General features: G+C 51.7%; 14 protein-coding genes. 5 read left to right on the forward strand and 9 right to left on the reverse strand.

Features of this window, described 5'->3' with window-relative positions; translation table 11 throughout:
• Positions 1 to 10: 10 nt before the first annotated feature.
• From fucI to fucP, 3 genes are all read left to right on the forward strand, one after another.
• Entirely contained in the window at positions 11 to 1,789 is a 1,779-nt protein-coding gene (gene fucI / locus QZ310_RS06565) for an L-fucose isomerase (protein ID WP_297071643.1), read from the forward strand.
• 163 nt (positions 1,790 to 1,952) lie between these two features.
• A complete protein-coding gene (locus QZ310_RS06570) occupies positions 1,953 to 2,342 on the forward strand; it encodes an L-rhamnose mutarotase (protein ID WP_297071645.1) in 390 nt (129 codons plus the stop codon).
• 111 nt (positions 2,343 to 2,453) lie between these two features.
• Complete coding sequence (gene fucP, locus QZ310_RS06575) at positions 2,454 to 3,755, forward strand: L-fucose:H+ symporter permease (protein WP_297071649.1); 1,302 nt, start codon at positions 2,454 to 2,456, stop codon at positions 3,753 to 3,755.
• 114 nt (positions 3,756 to 3,869) lie between these two features.
• Here fucP and QZ310_RS06580 read toward each other — a convergent pair whose 3' ends face one another.
• The 6 genes from QZ310_RS06580 to QZ310_RS06605 all read right to left on the reverse strand — a co-directional run bounded on the left by QZ310_RS06580 (position 3,870) and on the right by QZ310_RS06605 (position 8,785).
• Positions 3,870 to 4,175, reverse strand: a complete 306-nt coding sequence (locus QZ310_RS06580; protein ID WP_366141953.1) for a DUF3843 family protein — start codon at positions 4,173 to 4,175, stop codon at positions 3,870 to 3,872.
• Between the two features lie 153 nt (positions 4,176 to 4,328).
• Positions 4,329 to 5,351 carry a zinc-binding alcohol dehydrogenase family protein gene (locus tag QZ310_RS06585; RefSeq protein ID WP_297071653.1) on the reverse strand — a complete coding sequence of 341 codons (1,023 nt, stop codon included), beginning with the start codon at positions 5,349 to 5,351 and terminating at the stop codon, positions 4,329 to 4,331.
• Between the two features lie 160 nt (positions 5,352 to 5,511).
• Positions 5,512 to 6,438 carry an amidohydrolase gene (locus QZ310_RS06590; protein ID WP_297071655.1) on the reverse strand — a complete coding sequence of 309 codons (927 nt, stop codon included), beginning with the start codon at positions 6,436 to 6,438 and terminating at the stop codon, positions 5,512 to 5,514.
• Between the two features lie 73 nt (positions 6,439 to 6,511).
• The gene (locus QZ310_RS06595) at positions 6,512 to 7,444 is read right to left on the reverse strand and encodes an aldo/keto reductase (RefSeq protein ID WP_297071658.1); all 933 of its coding nucleotides are present in this window, start codon (positions 7,442 to 7,444) and stop codon (positions 6,512 to 6,514) included.
• 665 nt (positions 7,445 to 8,109) lie between these two features.
• Entirely contained in the window at positions 8,110 to 8,418 is a 309-nt protein-coding gene (locus tag QZ310_RS06600; protein WP_297071660.1) for a hypothetical protein, read from the reverse strand.
• Between the two features lie 85 nt (positions 8,419 to 8,503).
• Positions 8,504 to 8,785, reverse strand: coding sequence for a hypothetical protein (locus tag QZ310_RS06605; RefSeq protein WP_297071662.1), 282 nt, complete (start codon positions 8,783 to 8,785; stop codon positions 8,504 to 8,506).
• Between the two features lie 420 nt (positions 8,786 to 9,205).
• On the opposite strand from QZ310_RS06605, the gene QZ310_RS06610 reads away from it, so the two are divergent.
• Positions 9,206 to 9,892: an L-ribulose-5-phosphate 4-epimerase gene (locus QZ310_RS06610; RefSeq protein ID WP_297071663.1), complete on the forward strand. Its 687-nt coding sequence runs from the start codon at positions 9,206 to 9,208 to the stop codon at positions 9,890 to 9,892.
• A gap of 321 nt (positions 9,893 to 10,213) precedes the next feature.
• Positions 10,214 to 12,598 (forward strand): TIM-barrel domain-containing protein, encoded by a 2,385-nt coding sequence (locus QZ310_RS06615; RefSeq protein ID WP_297071665.1) that lies wholly within the window; start codon positions 10,214 to 10,216, stop codon positions 12,596 to 12,598.
• 178 nt (positions 12,599 to 12,776) lie between these two features.
• Here QZ310_RS06615 and QZ310_RS06620 read toward each other — a convergent pair whose 3' ends face one another.
• From QZ310_RS06620 to QZ310_RS06630, 3 genes are all read right to left on the reverse strand, one after another.
• Positions 12,777 to 14,216 (reverse strand): M6 family metalloprotease domain-containing protein, encoded by a 1,440-nt coding sequence (locus tag QZ310_RS06620; protein WP_297071667.1) that lies wholly within the window; start codon positions 14,214 to 14,216, stop codon positions 12,777 to 12,779.
• 27 nt (positions 14,217 to 14,243) lie between these two features.
• A complete protein-coding gene (locus tag QZ310_RS06625; protein WP_297071670.1) occupies positions 14,244 to 15,164 on the reverse strand; it encodes a T9SS type A sorting domain-containing protein in 921 nt (306 codons plus the stop codon).
• Positions 15,165 to 15,301: 137 nt separating this feature from the next.
• Positions 15,302 to 17,068, reverse strand: coding sequence for a RagB/SusD family nutrient uptake outer membrane protein (locus QZ310_RS06630; protein WP_297071672.1), 1,767 nt, complete (start codon positions 17,066 to 17,068; stop codon positions 15,302 to 15,304).
• Between the last annotated feature and the right edge of the window lie 113 nt (positions 17,069 to 17,181).

A 17,181-nucleotide genomic window follows, 5' to 3' on the forward strand; every position in this document is an offset into this window, starting at 1 on the left:
CATCAGTATCATGAACACTTACCCTAAAATCGGTATTCGCCCCGTCATTGACGCCCGTCAAGGGGGTATCCGCGAAAGTCTTGAAGACAAGACAATGAATCTGGCCAAAGCTGTGGCCGACCTCATATCAGCCAACCTCCGCTACCCTGACGGAACCCCCGTCCAGTGTGTAATCGCTGACGGCACCATCGGCCGTGTGCCCGAAACTGCCGCCTGTGCAGAGAAATTCGAGCGCGAGGGTGTAGGCGCAACAATCACCGTCACCTCATGCTGGTGCTACGGTTCTGAAACAATGGACATGAATCCCCACTGGCCTAAAGCTGTCTGGGGCTTCAACGGAACCGAACGTCCGGGTGCCGTATATCTCGCAGCCGTTCTTGCAGCTCACGCACAGAAGGGTCTCCCCGCATTCGGCATCTACGGTCACGACGTGCAGGACCTCGACGACAATACCATCCCCGCCGACGTTGCAGAGAAACTTCTCCGCTTCACCCGTGCGGCTCTCGCAGTTGCCCTCATGCGCGGCAAGTCGTATCTCTCTATCGGCTCTGTTTCGATGGGTATCGCCGGCTCCATCGTCAACCCTGACTTCTTCCAGGAATATCTCGGTATGCGCACCGAATCAGTCGACTCTGCAGAACTCATCCGCCGCATGACTCTCGGCATCTACGACCAGGAGGAATATGCAAAGGCGATGGAGTGGACTGAAAAATATTGCAAGCCCCGCGAAGGCGAGGACTTCAAGAACCGTCCCGAAAAGAAAAAGACCCGCGAGGAAAAGGAAGCCGACTGGGAATTCATTGTCAAGATGACCCTCATCGTGCGCGACCTTCTCAAAGGCAATCCCAAACTCCGCGAGATGGGCTACAAGGAAGAGGCTCTCGGCCACAACGCAATCGCCGGTGGTTTCCAGGGTCAGCGCCAGTGGACCGACTTCTATCCCAACGGTGACTTCACCGAGGCGCTCCTCAACACCTCGTTTGACTGGAACGGTATCCGCGAGGCATTCGTATTCGCAACCGAGAACGATTCCTGCAACGGCGTTGCAATGCTCTTCGGTCACCTTCTCACCAACCGTGCCCAGTTCTTCAGCGATGTCCGCACTTACTGGAGCCCCGAGGCTGTGAAGCGTGTGACCGGCAAAGAACTTACAGGCCGTGCAGCCGGCGGTATGATTCACCTCATCAACTCCGGTGCGACCACCCTCGACGGAACAGGCCAATCAGTCGACGCAGAAGGCAACCCCACAATGAAACCCCACTGGGAAATGAACAATGAAGACGTTGAAAAGTGTCTCGGAGCCACCACATGGTATCCTGCTGACCGCGACTACTTCCGTGGAGGCGGTTTCTCTTCCAACTTCCTCACCAAGGGTGGAATGCCTGTGACCATGAGCCGTCTCAACCTCGTCAAAGGCCTCGGCCCGGTTCTCCAGATTGCAGAAGGCTGGACAGCCGACGTTGATCCCGAAATCATGAAGGTTCTCGACATGCGCACCGACCCCACCTGGCCCACCACATGGTTCGTTCCCCGTCTCTGCCCCGACCGCGACGCATTCAAGGATGTCTACTCGGTGATGAACAACTGGGGTGCAAACCACGGCGCAATCTCTTACGGACATATCGGTCAGGACCTCATCACCCTCGCTTCGATTCTCCGAATCCCCGTATGTATGCACAACGTTGAGGACGACAAGATTTTCCGTCCCGCCGCATGGAATGCATTCGGCATGGACAAGGAAGGCTCCGACTACCGCGCATGTGCCGCCTACGGTCCCATCTACAAGTAATCAAAACATGGCTGTAGCATGATTGACAAGCCATAGATTTTTAGAATACGGAAGGACAGAAGAAATAATATGATGTCACAACTTTTGTTTCCTTTGTCCTTCCGTCTTTTTTATCTCTTGCCGTCGCATTTCATCTGCTATAGCCCATCTAAACCAGAAATATATGGAAAATAAGGAAAAAGGCTACCCGATGCGCCCCTACAAGGTGTCGGTGAAGCGTTTCTGCCGCACACTCGATCTGAAAGATGACCCCGAACTCATCCGCGAATACCGCAAGCGTCATGCCGAAGAAAACTTCTGGCCTGAGATTCTTGAAGGCATCAAGGAGGTGGGCATCCTCGAAATGGACATTTACCTGCGCGGGACACGCCTGATGATGATTCTTGAAGTTCCGGAGGATCTTGACCTCGACGAAGCAATGACCCGTCTGGCCACCCTGCCGAGACAGCAGGAATGGGAAGACTACATGTCGATTTTCCAGCAGGCCGAACCGGGAGCATCATCAGCTGAAAAATGGCAACCCATGGAACGGGTGTTCCATCTGTATGACTGAACCGACAATCGCTTCACTCTTTTAAACCAATCAAAAGAAGTCATCCTCTAAAACCTTACCTCTCACCCTTACCTTAGACCAACCTGTAAAAAACTGTATTCTCCACAAAAAATGAAAGAGAACCAATCACTCCTTCGGGCCAACGGAATAAATTACCTTGTGCCTTTCATTCTCATCACAAGTTGCTTTGCGTTGTGGGGCTTCGCCAACGACATCACCAATCCTATGGTGAAAGCTTTCTCCAAGATATTCCGCATGAGCGTCACCGACGGTACACTCGTCCAGGTGGCATTCTACGGCGGCTACTTCGCAATGGCCTTCCCGGCTGCAATCTTTATCCGCAGATTCTCCTACAAAGCAGGTGTGCTTCTCGGTCTCGGCCTCTACGCCTGCGGTGCATTCCTCTTCTATCCCGCGATGCTGACCGGAAGTTACTACCCCTTCCTCATCGCATACTTCATCCTCACATGCGGCCTCTCATTCCTCGAAACAAGCTGTAACCCCTATATTCTCTCAATGGGTTCGGAGGAGACAGCTACACGCCGCCTAAACATGGCGCAGTCCTTCAACCCTGTCGGGTCACTGCTCGGCATGTGGACAGCCATGACCTTCATTCAGGCGAAACTCAACCCGATGGAATCGGAAGCCCGCGCTACACTCAGCGATGCGGAATTTGAAGCCGTGCGCGACGCAGACCTTCTTACACTTATCACCCCCTATGTCTTCATCGGACTTGTCGTCCTCTTGATGTTTGTCGTCATCGCCATCACCAAAATGCCCAAAAATGGCGACAAATCACACGACATCAATTTCCTCTCCACCCTAAAGCGCATCTTCTCGCTCAGCCGCTACCGCGAAGGTGTCATCGCGCAGTTCTTCTATGTAGGCGCACAGATTATGTGCTGGACATTCATCATCCAGTATGGCACACGCGTGTTCATGCTTGAAGGTCTTGATGAAAAGAGCGCTGAAGTCCTCTCGCAGAAATTCAACATCATCGCGATGGCAATCTTCTGCTGCAGCCGCTTTGTCTGCACCTACCTCCTGCGCTACATCAACGCCGGTCGTCTTCTCGCCGTGCTTGCCACAGCAGCAGCCATACTGACAGTAGGTGTAATAGTCTTCCAGGACCGCATGGGCGTTTACTGCCTCGTCGGTGTCTCGGCCTGCATGTCGCTCATGTTCCCGACCATCTACGGTATCGCCCTCAATGGCCTCGGCGACGATGCCAAATTCGGTGCGGCCGGTCTCATCATGGCCATCCTCGGCGGTTCGGTCCTCCCCCCGCTTCAGGCACGAATCATCGACTGCGGCACAATCGCCAACCTCCCCGCCGTCAACCTCTCCTTCATCCTCCCCCTCATCTGCTTCCTCGTCATCATCCTCTACGGCATCCGCCGCGCAAAAGACTGACGGATTCTAAAAGATTTCAAATCTAACTTCATACAAAAAAACTATTTTGGGGTATTAAGTTCTTTTATCCTATTGGCATTATCAATAATGCCAATAGGATAAAAGAACTTCTAATCAATCCTTTTTCGGGATGTTGAATTGGGCGGTTTCGGAGTGGTATATTGTGGCGAGGAAGAGGGAGTTTTGGGCAAACCATGAGCGAGCGTCGTCAGGGAAATCCGAGCCGACAAGACGGGCATCGGGGAGGAGATTGTTATCAACCAGATATTCGCATAACTCTATTGATGCATCATCCCGCAACAACAACGTTGCACCAGCTTTTGTCGACTCCTCGGGACTGTAGTACGGATTTCCTGGAATATCGACAAGACCGGCACAATCCGGCAGGATGCGATTCCTGCCATTCTCGCGTTGACACAAGATATTTTCGTGTGTTACGTTTATTCTTTGATACTTTCGCCATATTATAATTTGCAGTTTCAAATATATTAATGACAAACGGACAGAAGCGACAATTGTTATGCGGAATTGTCGCTCCTGTCCGTCTTATTTTTTATCGGTATGCTTTCCGTTTCAGAACTTCACGAGGATGCGGAAGACCTTGCCGGGGGCTGCGTCCCATTTGGCGAGGGCTTCGCCGGCCTCGGAGGGGGTGACAGTTGCTGAGATGAGTTTCTCGGCATTGTCGCGGCCGCCGGCGAGGAAGTAGCGGATGACGGCAGCGAAGTCGTTGGGCATGGCGTTGCGCGAACCGCGGATGTCGAGTTCCTTCTGCACGAAAAGCTTGGTGTGGAACGAAACATCGTCTTTCGCATAACCGATGCAGACAACTCGTCCGCAGAAAGCCACATTCTCGACTGCTGCAACGTAGGTGAAGGGTGAACCTACAGCCTCGATGACCACGTCGGGACCGTTGCCGTCGGTCAGACGGTTGAGTTCATCGGCGAGGTTGCTTGTAGCCGAGTTGATTGAATATGTGGCACCAAGTTCGCGGGCAAGGGCGAGCTTTTCATCATCGAGGTCAATGGCGATGACGGTTGCTCCGCGGAGGGCGGCGCGGACAATGGCACCGAGACCGATCATACCGCAACCGATGACTGCTACAATGTCGATGTCGGTCACCTGACCGCGGTCAACTGCATGGAAACCGACGCTCATCGGCTCAACGAGCGCACATTCGCGCGGAGTGAGACCCTGAGCGGGGATAATCTTCGACCAGGGAACAGCGATATAGTCCGACATGGCACCGTGGCGCTGTACACCGAGAGTCTCGTTGTGGCGGCAGGCATTCGGACGGCCACGCCGGCACGACGAACACTTGCCACATGCGGTGTAAGGGTTGACCGTGACACTCATGCCCTTTTCAAAAAGTCCTGCGGGAACGGCTGAACCGACTTCCTCCACAGTACCACCGATTTCATGACCGGGAATCACCTGGTCGATGGCCATAGGATTCTTTCCGCGATAGGTATTGAGGTCGGAACCACAGAAACCAACATAGTGGATCTTGACCAACACATCCTCCGGTCCTACGACCGGCATTGCCTGCTCCTCGACTACAACACGACCGGGAGCCACAATTTTTACTGACTGCATTTTCGTTTATATCTTTTTAGTATTTCTATATTCAATGATTTTACCGAATCAACCGGATAAAAGACAAGAATAAACATTCCCTCCGATTTTGTCGGAAAAACTTATGTTTCTTCTGCCCTTATGTTCTTTTGTATCCTTAAATTTCAGTCATCCACACGCACTACTCCGACATATTCTTGACGTAGGGAAGCTGCGGGAGATTCTTGAAACCGTAGAATTTCACGGCATTGTCGCCGAGGAAGAGATGTTTCTCCTCTTCGGTCAGTTCCTTTGACTTGGTGATGAAATCGTATGACATACGGTAGGTGATCGCCGTGATGGTGCGCGGATAGTCCGAACCCCACATCAGTTTGTCCATTCCGACCTCATCGGCAGCCTCCTTGATGGCGCGGACAGCCGACGGGAATGGATAGAACTCCGAGTTGAAGAGCCATGTGATGCCACCGGCCTCGACCATTACGTTGGGAGCCTTGGCGAGCTTTATCTGCTCCATCCAGCCCTCGGTAGTTACCATGCCGAAGTGTCCGATGGCCACTTTCAGTCCGGGACACTCCTCAATCACCTCCTTCATCTCCCCTACCTGCGTGTCGCCGTCGGCAAGAGTGATGGAGAGGATGACACCGCGGCGTTCCATCTCCTTGAAGAGCTTCATCATCTCGTCGGAGTTGAGCCACACGCGCTTTCCGTCCTCAAGGGGGAGGCGGTGGGCAGGGATGGCAAGGCCACGGAAACCGGCATCCATCAGCTCGAGGGCACGGGGGAGGAAACCGGGTTCGCGGAATTCACACATACCGTTGACAAAGAAGCGGTCGGGATGCTTGCGGGCCACTTCGGCAAGATATTCGTTCTGCTCACCGTCAATGAACTCCTGCACGACGACCGCACCGGCCACCTGCGCATAGTCCATGTTGGAGAGGAAGACCTCGACCGTATTGCGCCCGTCAATCATGAACGGCGGGAGCATCTGGCGCTCCTCACCCATGAAATCGGCACGGCCGTTGGGGAGCGGACGGATTGGCCGACCATTCACCACCGTGTCCTGACGCAGCCACAAGTGTGAATGCGCGTCTATAATGAAATGTTCCATTTTCAAAACTTTCTCTATTCTCTATACTCTATACTTTCTCCTCTATACTAAATTTGCTCGAAGAGCAAAAAATCTACGAGTTTTTCCAGCGCACACGCATCTGGTCGCCGATGATCTCGCGCACCTCGCGAACGAGGTTCTCATCCATCGGCTCCTCAGCAAACGCAAGATTCTTGCGCACGTTGTCGGGATTCGCCGAGCTGAAGAGAGTAGTGGCGATACGGGGATTGCTGATTGCATACTGCACGGCAAGTTTCTCGATGGGATAACCCTTGGCGTTGCAGTGGGCGGCGGCGCGCTGACAGGCTTCGACAAGCGACTTGGGCGCCGGATGCCATGCGGGCACACCGCGCTGCGAGAGCAGACCCATCGACAGCGGGGAAGCGCTGATGACACCGATGCCTCTCTCCTCAAACATGTCGAGGTAGTCGACGAGCATATCATCGTTGAGCGTATAGTGACAGAAATTCATGATTGTCTCGACCATTCCTTCGGGAGTGTTCTCGACAACCCATTTGATATTCTCAGGCTGAAGGTCGGTGATGCCGACATGGCCCACGAGACCAGCCTCCTTCAGTTCGACGAGTGCCGGAAGGGTTTCCTCGGCAACCTGCTTGAGGTCGGCAAATTCGATGTCGTGGACATTTATGAGGTCGATATAGTCAATGCCGAGGCGCTCCATGCTCTCGCTGACGCTCTCCTTGGCGCGCTTGGCCGAATAGTCCCAGGTGTTCACACCGTCCTTGCCGTAGCGGCCAACCTTCGTCGAGAGGAAATATTTGTCGCGGGGAATCTCGCGCAGAGCCTTGCCGAGAACGGTCTCAGCCTTGTAGTGTCCGTAGTAAGGCGACACGTCGATGAAGTTCATGCCTCCGTCAACCGCCGCATGGACAGCCTCGATGGCGCGGGGTTCGTTGATGTCGTGGAACACTGCTCCGAGCGACGACGCCCCGAAGCTCAATGCCGACACCTTCATGCCGGTTTTACCTATTTCATGATATTCCATAATGTATTATGCAATGTTAAGGTGAAATGCTTGTTGCATTGGTTATCAATATAGTTTTACGATGAAGTCTGCCCCGTGTCAACTGGCGGACTTATTGTCCCGAGGCATATCTTCCCCGCAAAGTTACGAATTTACCGACAAGCACCAAAAAATACATATATAGAATTCCGACCGGGAGTATGGAAAATCAAAAAAATCGTACCGGCAGCAGAGTGAGGGTGCCCTGAAAAAAAATAGGGAAGCTGCGCAGCAGCGATATGATGGTAGCCCCGCCACGAGCGGACGGATACGAGCGACGACCGAAGGTCAAAGCTCGTATCCGGGAGCGAGGCGTGGGGTAAATGGATAATTTCATCGCTACGGGCATCGAAGATGTCCGATAATAACTCACGCCTCCTGATAATTAGTATAATTGGTGGGATGAAAAATACCTTATATTACCTTGAAATGGTTCAATATCAGATAATTGGTTTGGGTATGTCGGGATGATATTATCGGACATTTTCGATGCCCGTGGAGGATGTTATTCCTTTTCCCCACATCTTCACAAAATGCCATTCCGCCCTGCGGGCTTCATTGCATTTTGCTTGATGTGTGTTACTTCAATTATAAAAAAACATGTACTATAATTCTTCTATTACAGTACATGTAATGGTAACACATTTCTATGTTTTTTGAGAATTATTTTTGCCTAACACCGGTGATACCAGACATATCGGAATCAACAATAAAACATTCCAAAGCATTTTCTTCAGTGACATGTCAAAAGCATATCCAACTGTAAAGATACAGAGCATTGCAGTTGCCACACCGCTTACCAAAAGTATCGGCGCACGCTTTCGCGCATCTGAAATACGTTTTTTTAAGAGAAGATTAACTATTAGCATGACTATAACTCCTGCAGAAATGACAATTAATGACATCTGCCACGGCATAGGTAAAAAATCCAAAATTCCGACTTCTAAAATTTTCATATTATGTTCATAGGTTTGTTAATGTTAGATGTTTCAGGCAGATTCAGAGGGCAAGAAATGCCAACCGCTATTTTACCGTTCACGCTCAAAGAGAGTGTTTTGCAGACCGGCCAATGGCCATCAAGGTCAGACCAACTATCAACACTATTGTCGCAACAATCGCTGAGACCGAACGCAGCTCCTCGCTGCCACAGCCCCCAATCCAGAAACTCATCATAAAAGCTATCATCGATATGGATTCTGTGTGTGATACACCCCTCTTTGTGAGGGCAAGAATCGACCATCCGATTGATTTCAGACGAAGTATGATACTCAACACAAACATCACTGTAATCACACCCATGCTGATGCCAAGCCCCATAGACATGGGCCATGAGACCAGGGCGATTATCAAGGACCAAATGAGTGCGAATCTAAGAATATCCGTCGAATTCCGATCGGCTAATAATTGGAGAAATCTGTTCATGACTATACTATGTTTTTTATATTGTATATATTGTGCGACGTGGGTTTCAGATGGGCATAAGGGCCTCAAATAGTATAGGTTTGTAATTATTGTTTTCGCAAATTTAAGCAAATAATCCTTAAATTCCAATATACAGCCGAAAAAATCACCCTCCTTGCCGGAAATCACCATCCCGGCAAAGCAAAACGGCTGAAAAATCTGCATTTTTGGAATTTCTGCACTTACTTACATTCTTTTATCCCCAAATTTTGTAACTTTACCAACCGATAGGAAAAAATACCGACCATCTATTTCAACTAAAAATAAATCAAACGAAAAACAATGCTTGAAGAATTAAAAGAAAAAGTATTCAAGGCCAACATCGACCTTGTGAAACATGGCCTCGTCATCTACACCTGGGGCAACGTCTCCGGCATAGATCCCGAAACCCGCCTCGTGGTCATCAAGCCCAGCGGTGTCGACTATGACGACATGAAGGCTGAGGACATGGTGGTCGTCGACCTCGACGGCAACGTGGTTGAAGGCAAACTCCGCCCCTCGTCCGACACCCCCACCCACCTCGCGCTCTACCGCGCATTCCCCGAAATCGGCGGCGTGGTCCACACCCACTCCACCTACGCCACTGCATGGGCACAGGCCGGCATCGACCTCCCCAACATTGGCACAACCCACGCTGACTATTTCCACCACGCAATCCCCTGCACCCCCGACATGACAGAGGCTGAGGTGATGGGCGACTACGAGCTCGAGACAGGCAACGTCATCATCAAGCGCTTCGAGGGCATGAACCCCATGCACACTCCCGGCGTACTCGTCAAGAACCACGGTCCCTTCTCATGGGGCAAGACTCCCGCCGATGCCGTCCACAATGCCGTCGTGATGGAACAGGTGGCAAAGATGGCCTACATAGCCTACGGTGTCAACCCCAACCTCACCATGAATCCCCTCCTCATCGAGAAGCACTACAACCGCAAGCACGGCCCCGGCGCCTACTACGGCCAGAACTAAAAACATCCCGGCCTGACTCAGATATAAGCCAGGACTGGAAGGGCACATAAAGACAAAGGGTCAGAAGAAACAAAAGATTTTTTTTACTTTGCAATCTCGCTGAAATAACTTCTAATCGAAAATTTATTTCAGCAAATAACGGGAGTAAAATATAATTTCTTTTGTTTCTTCTGACCCTTTGTCTTTATGTGCCCTTCCGTACCCTTCCTGCACAAGCTCATATTACTGCACTATTTCCATTGCGGATTCCGATATTTTTTCATAACTTTGTAATGCGTAAAATTTTAACTGTAAAAACTTACACTCACTCCATTTCTAAATATGAAAATCATCGGTTCGGCAAAACTCATGGGCGCCGTGGCGTTCATGCTTGCTCCGCATTTTGTCTCCGCCCGGTCACAGCAAGCGGACATCGACCTCACCACCCCCTCAGGTCGGAAAGTTGTAGTGACCGCTGTCAACGACAACATCATCAAAGTCTCCAACCTCCTCCCCGGTGAGAAAATCCCGGCATCGGCTGCTTCTGTAATCAAAAACTGCACAGGTGATGCAACCGTCACGACAGCTCCCGGCATGGCACTCATGACCACCCGTGGCGGGATAGTCGTGAGGGTCGACAGCATCAGCGGTGCGGTCGACATCAACGCCGGAGCCAACAAAGCTGTCAGCGACCCCGGTCTGCGCACAAATGCCGGAGGCCGTCAGAGCCTTTCGCTCTCGACGATGGGCAGCGGATCATTCTACGGTGCCGGAGAACGCGGCCACAGCTTCAACCTCGCGGGCGACACTCTCGTCATGTACAACCGCCAGAACTACGGCTACACCGAAGGCGACCCGCGCATCTCGCAGATGAACATAACAATGCCACTCTTCATCTCCTCCAACGGCTACTCCGTGGTGTTCGACGACTATGCCGCCGCCGAGATGGTGATGTCCAACCCCATTGTCTACACCTCCGAATCCCGCTCACCGATTTCCTACTACTTCATCAATGGCGCAGGCACTCTCGCCGACGCGACCCGTCAACTCTCCGCACTCACAGGCCGTCAGGACCTCCCGCCCTTCTGGTCGCTCGGCTACATCACGTCGAAATACGGCTACCGCACCCAGGATGAGACTGTCGGAGTTGTCGACACTCTCCGTCGTGCCGGCTATCCCGTCGACGGTATTGTGCTCGACCTCTACTGGTATGGAAAGGAGCAGGACATGGGACGCCTCGCATGGGAACCCGCCCAATGGCCCGACCACAAGAAGATGCTTGCCGACCTGAAGAAGCAGGGTGTCAACACCGTCATCATCTCGCAACCCTACATCCTACGCAATGGTGAGGGTCTTGCCAACTACAACGAACTCGCCTCTAAAGGACTTCTCCTCAAAGACTCCACCGGCAATCCGCAGGAGGTCACAATCTGGGTCGGCGAAGGCGGCATGTTTGACATGGCCAACCCCGACACCCGCGCATGGCTTGCCGACCGCTACAAGCAACTCACCCTCGAAGGCGTGGGCGGATGGTGGGGAGACCTTGGCGAACCGGAAGTGCATCCCGAGACAGGCATCCACGCCAACGGACTCTCCACGCGCGAATATCACAACCAGTATGGCAACGACTGGAGCGCTGTCATCTACGACATGTTCAAGTCTGACTTCCCCGACACCCGACTGATGACCATGATGCGCGGCGGCACCACCGGCTTGCAGCGCTACAGCGTCTTCCCCTGGTCGACCGACGTCTCCCGCTCATGGGGAGGTCTGCAACCTCAGGTGAAAATCATGCTCAACTCCGGTCTCAGCGGTCTCGGCTACATGAGCCACGATGTCGGAGGTTTCGCAATCGACAAGGAGCACCCCTACGATCCCGAACTCTATGTCCGCTGGCTTCAGCTCGGCCTCTTCTCCCCCATCCTCCGCACCCACGCGCAGGACACAGCCGAACCCTACAAATATCCCGAACAGCAGGACATCATCCTCCCGCTCATCAAGGAACGCTACCGCTGGCTCCCCTACAACTACACTCTCGCCTACGAAAATGCCTCGCAGGGTCAGCCCCTCGTGCGTCCGCTCAACTTCTACACTCCCGGCAGCGGAATGTATGACGACATCACCGACGAATACCTCTGGGGACGCGACCTCCTCGTGGCACCGGTCATGACACAAGGCTCCACCGAGCGTCAGGTCATCTTCCCCGAAGGTCTGTGGGTGGACTACGCCAACCCCTCGAAATTCTACCACGGTGGCGACACCATCACCTATCCCGCACCTCTCTCCGTACTCCCCCTCTTCGTCCGCGCAGGAGCCTTCCTCCCGCAAGCTGACTACGACATGAAATCGACCGGCGACTACTGCACCGATTCCTATACCGTCAACTACTATCCCTATCTCGGCAAGTCGGAGTATGTGATGTATGAAGATGACCGCAAGTCGACCTCATCGCTCGCCGACAAAGCATTCTCGCTCATCACCTTCACCGGCGATGCGTCGGTTGAGGGCATCAACATCTACGTGACTGCCGAAGGCACCTATCCCGGCGCACCCTCCGTGAAAAACATGACATTCAAAATCCACCTCATCGACGTGCGTCCCTCCGAAATCACCGTCGACGGCAAGAAGCTCTCCAAAGGCGCGTGGAAATACGACTCCACCTCTTCCACCGTCACTCTCCCGGTCAAATGGACCGTCGCACACCCCCTCCACATCGAAATCCGCTAATCCCTATATCCCGGAAGGGTACATAAAGACAGAAGGTCAGAAGGAACATAAGGTTTTTATAATCAGAAATTTGAGGCGAGTTAAATTAAGTATAACTTCCTTATTTAATTTCTTTCTACTAAAAACCTTATGTTCCTTCTGACCTTCTGTCTTTATGTACCTTTCCGGGATATGTGAGTTATTTCACGAACTTTATAGACTTGACGGTGCCATCGGGGTAGCCGATTCGGGCGAGATATACACCCTTCGGAGCATCTGACAAGCTGCTGATACGCAGTCCGCTGATGCTGAAAATCTCGACATTTTCAGCCCCGGGAGCGAAAATCTCACCTTTCACTCTGTCATAGTAAGCCTGTAAAGCTCCGTCAGCCCAAATATCATCAATACCACTATTGTCGCCGAATGTAAGAGTGAATTCAACTCCACCTTCAGTCTCAACGACATCCGAAATCGAGAACGGCGCACGGCTGCCGTCGCCATAGAAAGGATAATCGGCATCAGCCTCCGTTCCGAAGGATGTGCGTCCGGTAGCTGCTCCCAGCGGAGCCTGCGCAAGCTTTCCGACTTTGGTTGTCGAGCCTCCAGGTCGGAATACATACATCTCAAAGCGCGTCTCACTGAGATTTCCTGACTTCTGCGGGTCGATGCGATAGACGAGCATACCTGCAGCAGGAAGCGAACGATCCCACATATCCGACTTGTCGCGATATTCAACCATGAAATACTCACCTTTCGAGCCTTCGGGCACAATCTTATAGGCCACGTCGGTGGATGTGGCTGAAGCAAGGGGTTTGAGCGTGTAGCGTCCGCTCTCCGTAAGTTCTTTGATTTCCGGAATCCAGTTGCCAAAGAAGCGTCCGTAGGTCGAACGGATATAAGCCGACAGTCCTTGCGGCATCTTCTGATTGTCGCTCATCAAATCCCACACGCCGACAGGTTCAAGCTTGCCCTTACTGTAGAGGTCGGGAGCATCGAGAGTGTGCATCATCTCGTGACAGATGACCCCGGTATTCAGCTCCTGCGGTTCAAATCCCTGGTAGCCGTTGGCCTTATCGAACACTTTCAGATAATAGCCAACCTTCTTGCCGTTGAGAGTCGGGCTCGTCCACAGACACGGTGTGTTTGCCGGCCATAGATTACGCTCCGCCGAAATCTCGGAATTACCGTGGATGATTACGGTCAGATTGTCAATCTTGCCGTCACCGTTGATGTCGACCTCCACATCATCGGGGAGCGATGCATCAAGAAAATCACACATCCTCTTGAGCATCGTCTGCTCACGAAGTGATGCGTTTAGAAGGTCAGGATAGCCATCGGGATTTATCGATGAATACTTGCAGTAATATGAACGCGGAAGACTGTCGACATACACCACCGGAATCAATGTCGAAGTCAATTCGAGATTCCCATAGCTCATGTCGGAGAAATAATTGGTCACAGAATTCGCACCCTCATCGCGGTTGTTGAACATTGCTTCGTAGTAATCCTGCGTGTGCTGCCAGTCGGAATCCTCCTGGTCAGCGAATTTTACAAAGCAAACCACGTTTGCCATCCGGCGGACGGCAAACGTGGGCATTGCGACGAGCAGCGACAGTGACAGTAAAAGTGACTGTCTCATGACTCTTGTTTTTTATTTACGTTTTTATTAGCGGATGACCTTGACGGTTGCAGTACCGTTATCGGAAGTAGCCTTCACGACATAGACACCTGTTGCGAGGTCATCGAGAGCAACGGAAGTACCGTTGGCAGTAGCCACGCGCACACCGGCGATTGAATACACCTCAAACATAGCATCCTCGGAAGCGCTGACATTGTTGCCGTCAACAGTGAGTGCGAGAGCACCGTCAGCGATAACACCGTCGATACCTGCATCTTCCTGATTGGCAGCATTAGTGTAGGTCAGAATCTTGATACCCTGTACATAGAGGGGACGCTTCATATTGTTGCGGATCATACCGGTAACTTTCTCACCTTCGGGAGAGGCAAGCTTAAGAAGTGTATTCTCATTGATTACATCCTGCACATTCTTCCATTCGTACTGAGTAGCATTTGCAAGTACATTATTAACGAAACCAAATTTCGAGTACACATAAATCGTAGCCAAATCAATAGTTTCTAATGTTCCCTTACCACCTGAAAGGCCTAAGCAAATAGGGGCGGCATTGGTAGAAAGATACATATCGATTTCAGCGCAATCAGGAAGTTGGAAAAGTATAGCTCCACCATTCGGATTAGTTGAACCATTTGTAAATACCGAACCTTCGGGAAGAATGATTGCACCTGTCTTGGCACCTTCACCCTGCTCACCTGCGGCATTCCAGCCAATAGCGGTCGGGTCTCCGTAAGGTTCGGGATACTGGCCGTCGGCGTCCTCGTATGTTGCTGACTGGAGCTGGATTTTGTACTTGTTGCCCCAACCAACATACTTGTCGATTTTTGCCTGAGTGTCAAACCAAAGCCAACCGTTTGCATCAACGTCGGCAGCATCGAAGTAGTTGTAGACTGTCTGTGCGGAAGCCGATACCATGCAGGCTACGGCAGCCATTGAGAGTAAAAATTTTTTCATCTGTGAAAATTGAATTTGATAAAAATGTATGAAATAAATAGTCGTTCTATACCTTAAATTGATTTTCGGATACAAAAGGCCACAAGTGTCAAAATGCCTTCTTAACCTATGCCCTTTTGTATCCCTTAAATCTTCTTTTACATTTCAACCCACTCGGGATTCTGCTCAATCTCATGGTAACGCACATCGTCCCAATCGAGAGGCCAGTAATACTGACGGGCACGGAAGTAGCGGACCACAGTGTTGCGTCCGTTGACAACCGGATTGGTGATGCGGCGCGTACCGTTGGCATTGACCACAATCTTGACTCCGAAGAGCGGATTGGTCGTGCCGGTCATACGTTCCTCAGCAATATTGTAGCGGATAAGGTCCCAATAAGTACATTTCTCGAAAGCCATCTCAACACGGCGCTCGTTGAAGATGTCGTCCCATGTGACGGAGGGCAGCTCCGGCATCTTCACGCGTGAACGTATCTGGTTGACCTTGTCGAGAGCCGCTGAGGTGCGTCCCTTCTTGAAATCAATCTCTGCATAATCGAGAAGAAGCTCGGCAAAACGCCAGATGATGCAGTTCTGTGAACTTGCGTATGTCGCATCCGTGTCGATTGTCTGACGCTCGTTTAGGAACTTCGCCATATAGTAGCCCGTGCGGCTCACAGATGCGTTGGTCGAGGTTCCGTAGGGAGTCAGATCCTCACCTGCAACTTCTTTTCCGTCAACCACAGTGTAGTGGATGTCCATCGTGTGGCCTCTCCATCTCGCACCGTCATAGAGTATGTTGGCATAGAAGCGGTAGTCGCGTCCTTCGTAAGGATTGGCCTTGTCATAGCCCGAACCGGCATCAGTAATGAGCTTGCCGTTGTCCATGCGGTATTCATCGACATGGTTCTGGGTAGGGTTGTATGCGGCGGTCGTAGCGCCAAACGATGGAGCCGAGGCTTCGCGGTCAAGCTTGTGGCCGTTGGCTGAATCGAAATTACCGTCATTGGCATGTTGCACCTCCCAGATTGATTCCTCGGAATTCTTCGTCAAGAATATATTGCGGTAACCTGCCACGACCTCATCCTTAGAGCTTCCGGCAATCTGCACAAGGCGATAGACACCGAGATTCATCACGCGGTCATAGTTGCGTGCGGCCGAATCAAGCATCTCTTCCGAACGATTGTCGGGGAAACCGAGATATTCTTTCTCGCAATTCTGGAAATGGTCGCCTGCAGCCCAGAAGAAGGTCTTGCCTTTGAGCATGAGGGCCGCACCGCGTGTGGGACGACCGACATCGTCGGGGGTGTTCTCGACTGCAAGAAGCGATGCGGCGAGCTCGGCTTCATCAGCGATGAAACGAACCATCTCCTCGTATGACGCACGCGGGAACTTCACAGGATTCACAAGCGGATTGTAAGGCTCCTTGATGAGAAGCACACCGCCATACATGCGGAGAAGCAGGTAGTAGTAGTATGCGCGGAAGAAGTGGGCTTCGCCAAGCAGACGCTGACGGTTCGTAGTGGAAAGGTTGTTCTCATTCTTAAGCAGGGTGTTGATTGAAGAAATCTGCGTGTAGAACTTGAACCATTCAGTGCGCCCGCGTGTGGTGATGTCCTGTTGCGAGCTTTTCAGTATGTTGCCGTAGTCACCCTGATACCAGTCACGGCGTCCGACGGTAAGCTGATCGCCATACCACGGCTCATACTCGTAGCCGAGACCTTTCATGATTGTGGTGACGTAGGTGCTGAAACCATTGTCCATGTTGCGGTACCACGGGAGGACATACTCGTCGAGCAGACGGTCGTTGTCCCAGATGGACTCGCCCGAGAGCTTGTCGTTCGGACGGTCACGGAATATGCCGTCGCACGACACGAGTGTCACCGGCAGGACAAGGAGTGCAAATATGTATTTTGCTATTTTCATTTTTGTTTTCAAAAGAGTTTTTATCGGTAATGTTATGGAGGAGTCAGTGTCGTAACTTTTGTTTCTTTTGAACTTATGTGCTTCTGTATCTCCTTAAATATCAATCACACTGT

It is taken from the genome of uncultured Duncaniella sp., assembly GCF_910577345.1.
In the GTDB taxonomy this organism is placed as follows: Bacteria; Bacteroidota; Bacteroidia; order Bacteroidales; family Muribaculaceae; genus Duncaniella.